The organism is Psychrobacter sp. DAB_AL62B (genome assembly GCF_028895345.1).
Lineage (GTDB): Bacteria > Pseudomonadota > Gammaproteobacteria > Pseudomonadales > Moraxellaceae > Psychrobacter.
Genome location: NZ_SAXC01000003.1, coordinates 474,283 through 481,426 on the forward strand (window position 1 = coordinate 474,283; position 7,144 = coordinate 481,426).

The following is a 7,144-nucleotide window of genomic DNA, read 5'->3' on the forward strand; positions in this document are numbered from 1 at the left end:
TCAAACGGTATTTTAATTCGCAGTATCGTCATGACTCTCTATACGAGATTTAACCGAACCAAACAATGATTTGCCTGAGTCTGATTTTTGAGTGGGTATTCTTGTCACACCCTCCTCATTTATACTCGTCGTTGGCGCAATTAAGGTTTGAATTTGCGCTTCATCGCGGGTATTTTTTTGAATGGTCACCGCAGCAAACAGACTCATGGTAAATGCCATCATATAAAAACCTTTTTCGCTGAGGTTTAAACTTCCCGCATTCATCAAACCAATAGCAATAAGCGCAACAGATAATCCTAAAGCCGCCCAACTAATTAAGTAATACATATTCGTCGTTGGTATACCTTCGCTACGATCACGCAGGGTTTTCTGCAAACTAATCGCTGAATAAAGACCGAGCGCCAACACCGCGATATAATAGCCTTTCTCATTCAACAACATACTTTTTGCATTCCATAATCCAAACAAATATGCCAGTACACCAACCAACATGACGGCCCAAGAAGTCCCGACATAAGCGGTCGTTGGTTTATAAGCGGCTAGCTGACTCTTAGTAATCGTGTCATTATTCATCATCGTCCTTAATTAGAAATAGGCAAATACTTGATAGTCATATAAACTTTTATCGACCTCTGTTTTGCCTTAACATAACACAAGCATGTTATATTGTAATCTAAAATTATTTTTAAAATAAATAGCATTCTTAATGACAGAGTCCTAACATGTCTTTTTTTACCTTACTCATTCTACTTAGCCTTATTATTATCGTACCCATCGTTTTTGTGATGAGAGAAAAGTCTAAGCGCACGCAAACGGCCTCTATACAACGTCATCAAGAGTATTTAGCATCTGCAAGTCGTATAGCCGCGCAATCTCAAGCAAATATGGCATTAAGAGGAAAGGTAAATAATGAACAAAGTAATGAGCTTACTGTCATTGATTTTTCAGCGCAGCATCCCTTTATTAGACTACTTTATAACGAGCAAGTGCCTAAAACGTTTCGAGCAACTATGGATGATATCGGGCAGCAATATGAGTCTACTCATCACGATCAAATCACTGAATCACAATTATTTACCTTCAATAAACTCATCAGCACACGTGTCCCAGAACTGATTACTGACTATCTTAGCCTCGATCAAAATTATGCAAAAACCGTTATTATTGATAACGATAAACAAAATACCAGCTATGACATGGTGCTAGGTCAACTAAACTTGATTTTAGATTTCTCGCAAAAACTTAATACCCAAAGCCAAAGTGGTGTCGTTGATAAATTACTTGCCAGCCGCCGATATCTAGATGACGTCTATAAAGAAAGTGGCATGGCAGCCGATAATCTAAAGTTAAAGTAAATAATACATGCGAACAACGAATAAAAAATTGATGGTAATCGCAAATAACTGTGAAAGACTATATTTAATATAGGTATTACTGTAATTAGTGATTCTTAGTAAGAGATAGTTATACGTGGTTCACTATGTTTAAATAAAACCCTATTAATGGATAGCCATCTTATTATGAAAAACCTTCCCGCTACCTTTGCCAAACCAAAGCGCGACTTTGAAACTGTTTCTGCCGTTCTTTTGAGTATATTACTACTGAGTGCTTGCCAAAAAGCACCAGAGCCTGAGACAGCTAACGAGACCACCACTGAAGCGGCATCTCAAACGACACCCGTGACTTCTAACATCAATACGCCTACAGTCACTAATGAAGAGGCAAATGCCGCTGAGCATACTACTAGCCCAGAGCAAGATATGAGCTTAGCTGAGCTGGAAAACGATCTTGGCGCAACGGATACATCAGCAAATAATACTGCCCCAGCGCCCAATCCAGAGCAAGCCATTAAAGGCGCTCAAATCACTGATGTTAAATACAAAAGTGCAGCAGGTGAAGCATTATCTGTCATCTTTGAAACGTCGGCAGCAGGTATGCTCAACGCTGTTGTAACCTTGCCTAACAAACCCAAAATGACCTTGAGTGCGCCTGAAGGTCAAGGGAATAATCCCACCTATCGCTCAAGCGATGGCAGTATGCAGCTGGTCAGTCATGCTGGCGGTGGTACAATCGATTTTATTCAAAACAATAAAATGACAAGCTTTGATGCCATTAGTGCCGATGCAGAAGTGATTACCGAGTAAGCTTTATAATCATAAAACCATGTAGTAAAGGTAGTAAAAAATGACAATAAAAAAGGCAGCAAACGTTGATATCGTTGCCGCCTTTTTTGCTATTAATTTAACTTATTTTAATTTTATCTAACCAAAGCCTGTTGTTTTTCCAAACAAACTCACCAGCCAGCTTATTACTGTCCATAAGCCCCAACCGATAATGATAATAACCATTAATCCCAATATATCAGGTATATGCAAATATAGCCAAGCGACCACCGGGTTACGCCAAAAGAAACCAAAGCGACTTTGTTGTTGCTTGTCTTCTAATGACTGATGTAAAAATGGTCGATCCATATGCATGGTTTCGGTGATGCCATACTCGTCTTTTAGATGTTCATGCACGATGCCCAAGGTCTTACGACTGGGACGAATAAAGATATCGAGCAACGTTCCAATACCAGGTACGATCCCGACTATCATATCGATGAGCGCCAGTCTGACGGCTGGTGTCATTTTATGCGCTGGTACTCCCAGCTGACGACCCAATATAAACGCATAGCTGGTTAACGCCAATCCCGCCAAATCACCCGCCAGTGGAATGGTTGAAAGTGCCGCATCAGCACCCATGCCTTGCTTAGTAAAAGGAATGCGAACCAGAGAATCCATGGTATTAGCAAACTTTGCTAATTTACGCTCAGTCTCGATGACTTGCTCTCGGGTTAGCCCTTGCGCAGCCAATCTTGCCTGATAATCTATGACAGGCGCATTAGATGGTTTACTCGCTTTTAATCTCGAAAATTTATTTAATTTATCCATTAAAAGTCGTCCATATACAAGCGATGGCTATGAGAGCAAAGACATAACGCCCTACCCAGATATTGGCTAAAAACGCCTTAAAACAAGCTAAAGCATTGCGACTAGCACAGGCGCTGTTTTGCTTGGCAAACATCATGGCGACTAAAGCCAGTCCAAATAAGGGCATAATGCCCAAGCTGGTTGGCGCAAAATAATGCCACATAACCGCGCCCATGATGAGTAGAAATAAAGTTTGTAGCACTGAAATAATAATCACATCATAGCGGCCAAATAATATCGCTGTTGATTTGACCCCTATCTTTAAATCATCTTCACGATCAGCCATGGCGTACTGGGTATCATAAGCCACAGTCCAGCACATGTAAGCTAAAAACAATAGCCAGCACCAGATATCAGGTGTGTCTTGAATCGCTACATATGCCATCGGTATCGCCCAACCAAAAGCGGCTGCCAAAAATACTTGCGGTAAATGCGTATAGCGTTTCATAAACGGATAAATAAATGCCAATATAACGGCACCAAACGACCAATAGAACACCTCAATGGGCAAAAAGAATAACAGACTGGCACTTAATAACACCAACACTAAAAAAGCCGCAATGGCTTCTTTACCCGATAAGCGCCCATCGGCTAGCGGTCGACCTTTAGTACGGCTAATATGACCATCGACTTTACGATCAGCAAAGTCATTAATCGCACAGCCTGCTGCCCGCATCAATATCGCACCAAGGGCAAATATCGCAAACACCTTAAGACTTGGCAGACCCGCCGTCGCACCCTGCTGCTGTGCCTGCCCCATTGCGGCTAATAATACGCCCCATAAAGTTGGCCAAAGCAGCAGTTCAATACCGACGGGTTTATCAAAGCGCGTCAGCTGGATGTAGGCTTGTAGTTTGTTATTAAATGTCATGGCGTTTTAATTATCATCGATAGAAAGTATTAAGTAATAATTTGGGTGCATAGCAATTTAGGTTATAGAACTTGGCGTACGCTGCTTTGATACTATCAATGCCACTAAACGTGTTGCCACATCTTATTGGCTTCAATGAGTGATAGCTCAGGGTATTGCTTGCGTAAGGCTTTAATTGCAGCAACTTTCTCTTTTTGTGCGGCTTGCTGACGTAAAAACGCCAATTGCTCTTTAGGATTACTTAACTCTTTTAGACGTGCTTCAAGTCGCAAAATTCTGGTACGCAGCATAATATTGATTAACAATAACGCCGCACCCATCACCCAAACGATTAATACAGACATTCCCTGCTCCTAAATTTATAAGCTGTCTTATTTGATATCATTAAACAAAATAACCGTCAAATCGTACCGCTTCGTTATGCCAGCTCTCACTTGGCTGTTGATGAGCAAGTAACGGCGCAGATTGTGGACGCTTAACAATGACGCGGCCTTGTTTTTGACCATTTTGACTGACCACTGCTTGCGCAGATTGTAGCAATTGCCGTTCTTCGTCTAATGTTGGTGGGCTGGCCAATTGGTGCAATGCTTGCATATGCTTACCCACTTTAGCGCCTTTACCCGTTTTACTATCTTGGTAGCTATCCTCTGGAAACATAGGATCTAGATACACCATGTCGACGATTTTACTATTATCAGCGACTGATTCATTGTTAATGCTTTCAAAATAACTAAGTGCATCAGTATTAATGATATGCAAACGTGACATCAATTTTTGCCAATTTGCTAGTGCACTCATGCGCTGCTGTTCTGCTAGTAATAGCAGCGCCATCAAAGGCTGCTGCTCAAGCATTGTTACTTGTGCCCCAGTACTAGCCAAGATTAAGCTATCATGACCAAAACCAGCAGTGGCATCAATAACTCTGCTATCCGCTGTGATTTTTGCCGCTTGCAATAATAATTCAGACTTGCGTCCCGCACTCACCACACGCCGCTGTAACTTATCCCATTCAGGGGCAACGCCTAAGCCATCACTCAGCCATGAGAGCTTATCTTTTTCATCTAACAATAAGATAGGTTGAGTGGCTGTATGGCATAATTGCTGGCGACGTTTTTGATTTAATTTCTCTGTCACCAGTTCAATATTTAAAATAATGGGTAGCGCATGCTCAGCTATCAACGCCTGTAAGCTCTCGACTTGACTTGCCTGCGTCTGACTAACATAAAGTAGTTGGCAGTTTATAGCAGCGGTCGGTACATGCTTTACATTGGTCATGACTGCCATTCCTTTCTCATACTTACAACATCATGAATTGCTATCAAAAACCATTCCATTATAAAGTTTAGCCTGCCATTTGATAACCAAAACCCCAAGCGGCTATTAAAACCAACACACCAGTGATAATACGCAACCATGCAAACACCTTAAAGTCACGACGACTGACCCAAGCCACCAATAAGCGAATACAAAGTAAGGCAACGATAAATGACACGACGGTACCAATGCCTAGCACTAACCAATCTTCACTACTGGTCAATACGTCATGATGTTTCAGCAAATCCAATAATGCCGCACCTACGATGACCGGAATACCCAAAAAGAAGGAAAACTCAGCGGAAGCTTTACGTGAGACGCCAAGCCACAGTGCACCGATGATAGTCGCCCCTGAACGCGAGGTACCAGGTATCAATGCCAAACATTGCAGCAAACCAATCATCAATGCCGTCTTTAGGCTAACGTCTTCTGCTTCTTGCGCAATAATTGGCTTAGGACGATTTTCGACATAAAATATCAGCAAACCGCCGATAATTAACATAATCGCAACGACAATAGGATTAAATAAATAAGCTTTAATCTCATCGGCAAAGGTAAAACCAACAATCATCACCGGAATAGTGGCAACAATTAAGCTCAACCCAAGCTGCCTTGGGTTACTCATGCCCTCTGCTTTACCCGTCAGCAGACCCATTAGTGCTTGCCATAGTCTACCCCAGTAGTCATAAATGACCGCTAAAATAGCGCCAAACTGTATCACCACCACAAACAAATCGACTTTTTCTTTGGTCCAAAAACCCATCAAATCGGCTGATAAAATTAAATATCCTGTGCTAGAGATAGGTAAAAACTCAGTGATACCTTCAACGATACCCATGATGACAGCTTGAATTAATAAGAGTATATCCACAATTATTTTCCTAAAAACAGACCTACAGGCTGTCTTATATTATTGTTGCTTTTATAACAGTTGATAGCTACGACATATTTAGTCATTATCAATAACTTCTATCTTAATAGAGCAAAACTACGCTTTCCCTTGCTCTTTGAGCGTTTTCCACGCTTGATTGCGCAGATACTGTGGTAGCGCATGCGCGGCATCTGTACCACCTAACGTCATAAACTGGGCGATGCCTAACTGCCCTATTACTACTGCATCAGGCCAAACCTCATCATGGCTTATTTGTTCATCATGCAGGCTCAATAGACCAGCACCATTGCCGACGATAGCAATGTTAAGCGCTGTTTCACTGTCATAATCTAGCAACTGCTCAGTGCTTTCATTGTTTTCGATATATACCGGCTGCATGATAGTATTTTCTAATTGATATTGCCCAAAATAAACCTGCTGCATACGCGCATCGAGGGCACTATATACGTGCGTCAAGCCATACTTCTGGTAGGCAGTTTGGGCAATCGCTTGCAAGCTTGAAACACCGACGCAAGGAATGTCATGCGCCACGGATAACGCCTGCACTACCGCTGTATTAATCCGAATACCACTAAATGCGCCGGGGCCACGATTAAATATTAATGCTTTTATATCAGCGAGGCGCAACTGAGCCTCAGATAAAGCGGCATCAATCATCGGTAGAATTTGCTGCGTCTGCTGGCGCTTACCCGTTTCGGTATGACTCGATAGCACTTGACCGCTGGTATCTAAAATTGCGATCGAGCACTGATCAAACACGGTATCCATTGCTAAAAACATCATAACCTCGGCTTATAGTCTTGGCGCTCTAAATTGGCTTGATAACTTAGTACGGTAAAAAGCACCAGCTTCATAAAACAGCGCCTATCATAGCATTTAGGGCAGACTAATTTTATTACTTTCTATGTTTTTCATACTTTATCCATGAGAATATATCTAAATAGGATAAACGTAAAAAACCTCGCCAATGAACTGACCCCCAAATGTTGGACGGTTTAGTTTACCCCAAGGACTGAGTTCTGTACTGCACAGGACTCAGTCCTTTCAGTTTCATCTGAATACGCTCATTGTTGTAATAATGAATATACTCGTGAA

At 41.8% G+C, this 7,144-nt stretch carries 10 protein-coding genes; 2 read left to right on the forward strand and 8 right to left on the reverse strand.

What is annotated here, in order from left to right:
- Window positions 1-12: 12 nt before the first annotated feature.
- A complete protein-coding gene (yiaA, locus tag EPB74_RS07140) occupies window positions 13-573 on the reverse strand; it encodes an inner membrane protein YiaA (RefSeq protein WP_274903560.1) in 561 nt (186 codons plus the stop codon).
- A gap of 149 nt (window positions 574-722) precedes the next feature.
- Here yiaA and EPB74_RS07145 point away from each other — a divergent pair, with 149 nt between their 5' ends.
- Together EPB74_RS07145 and EPB74_RS07150 are read left to right on the forward strand one after the other, a co-directional pair.
- Window positions 723-1,355, forward strand: coding sequence for a hypothetical protein (locus tag EPB74_RS07145; RefSeq protein WP_274903561.1), 633 nt, complete (start codon window positions 723-725; stop codon window positions 1,353-1,355).
- 165 nt (window positions 1,356-1,520) lie between these two features.
- Window positions 1,521-2,144, forward strand: a complete 624-nt coding sequence (locus EPB74_RS07150) for a hypothetical protein (protein ID WP_274903562.1) — start codon at window positions 1,521-1,523, stop codon at window positions 2,142-2,144.
- 117 nt (window positions 2,145-2,261) lie between these two features.
- Here EPB74_RS07150 and EPB74_RS07155 read toward each other — a convergent pair whose 3' ends face one another.
- The 7 genes from EPB74_RS07155 to EPB74_RS07185 form a co-directional block, all read right to left on the reverse strand.
- Window positions 2,262-2,933 carry a DUF4112 domain-containing protein gene (locus tag EPB74_RS07155; RefSeq protein WP_274903563.1) on the reverse strand — a complete coding sequence of 224 codons (672 nt, stop codon included), beginning with the start codon at window positions 2,931-2,933 and terminating at the stop codon, window positions 2,262-2,264.
- The gene (gene ubiA / locus EPB74_RS07160) at window positions 2,926-3,843 is read right to left on the reverse strand and encodes a 4-hydroxybenzoate octaprenyltransferase (RefSeq protein WP_274903564.1); all 918 of its coding nucleotides are present in this window, start codon (window positions 3,841-3,843) and stop codon (window positions 2,926-2,928) included. The genes EPB74_RS07155 and ubiA overlap by 8 nt, the downstream gene beginning before the upstream one ends.
- Window positions 3,844-3,947: 104 nt before the next feature.
- Window positions 3,948-4,187 (reverse strand): hypothetical protein, encoded by a 240-nt coding sequence (locus EPB74_RS07165; protein WP_089554219.1) that lies wholly within the window; start codon window positions 4,185-4,187, stop codon window positions 3,948-3,950.
- A gap of 40 nt (window positions 4,188-4,227) precedes the next feature.
- A complete protein-coding gene (locus EPB74_RS07170; RefSeq protein WP_274903565.1) occupies window positions 4,228-5,118 on the reverse strand; it encodes a class I SAM-dependent methyltransferase in 891 nt (296 codons plus the stop codon).
- Window positions 5,119-5,185: 67 nt separating this feature from the next.
- The gene (locus tag EPB74_RS07175) at window positions 5,186-6,028 is read right to left on the reverse strand and encodes an undecaprenyl-diphosphate phosphatase (protein ID WP_274903566.1); all 843 of its coding nucleotides are present in this window, start codon (window positions 6,026-6,028) and stop codon (window positions 5,186-5,188) included.
- Window positions 6,029-6,145: 117 nt separating this feature from the next.
- Complete coding sequence (gene tsaB, locus EPB74_RS07180) at window positions 6,146-6,829, reverse strand: tRNA (adenosine(37)-N6)-threonylcarbamoyltransferase complex dimerization subunit type 1 TsaB (protein WP_274903574.1); 684 nt, start codon at window positions 6,827-6,829, stop codon at window positions 6,146-6,148.
- Between the two features lie 220 nt (window positions 6,830-7,049).
- On the reverse strand, window positions 7,050-7,144 hold a 95-nt coding region (locus EPB74_RS07185), incomplete at its 5' end, for an IS3 family transposase (RefSeq protein WP_274903576.1).

What these genes read in the sequence shown, in the direction of transcription:
- yiaA (WP_274903560.1), bottom strand. Translation starts at nt 573, where the DNA reads ATGAATAATGACACGATTACTAAGAGTCAGCTAGCCGCTTATAAACCA.
- EPB74_RS07145 (WP_274903561.1), top strand. Translation starts at nt 723, where the DNA reads ATGTCTTTTTTTACCTTACTCATTCTACTTAGCCTTATTATTATCGTA.
- EPB74_RS07150 (WP_274903562.1), top strand. Translation starts at nt 1,521, where the DNA reads ATGAAAAACCTTCCCGCTACCTTTGCCAAACCAAAGCGCGACTTTGAA.
- EPB74_RS07155 (WP_274903563.1), bottom strand. Translation starts at nt 2,933, where the DNA reads ATGGATAAATTAAATAAATTTTCGAGATTAAAAGCGAGTAAACCATCT.
- ubiA (WP_274903564.1), bottom strand. Translation starts at nt 3,843, where the DNA reads ATGACATTTAATAACAAACTACAAGCCTACATCCAGCTGACGCGCTTT.
- EPB74_RS07165 (WP_089554219.1), bottom strand. Translation starts at nt 4,187, where the DNA reads ATGTCTGTATTAATCGTTTGGGTGATGGGTGCGGCGTTATTGTTAATC.
- EPB74_RS07170 (WP_274903565.1), bottom strand. Translation starts at nt 5,118, where the DNA reads ATGACCAATGTAAAGCATGTACCGACCGCTGCTATAAACTGCCAACTA.
- tsaB (WP_274903574.1), bottom strand. Translation starts at nt 6,829, where the DNA reads ATGTTTTTAGCAATGGATACCGTGTTTGATCAGTGCTCGATCGCAATT.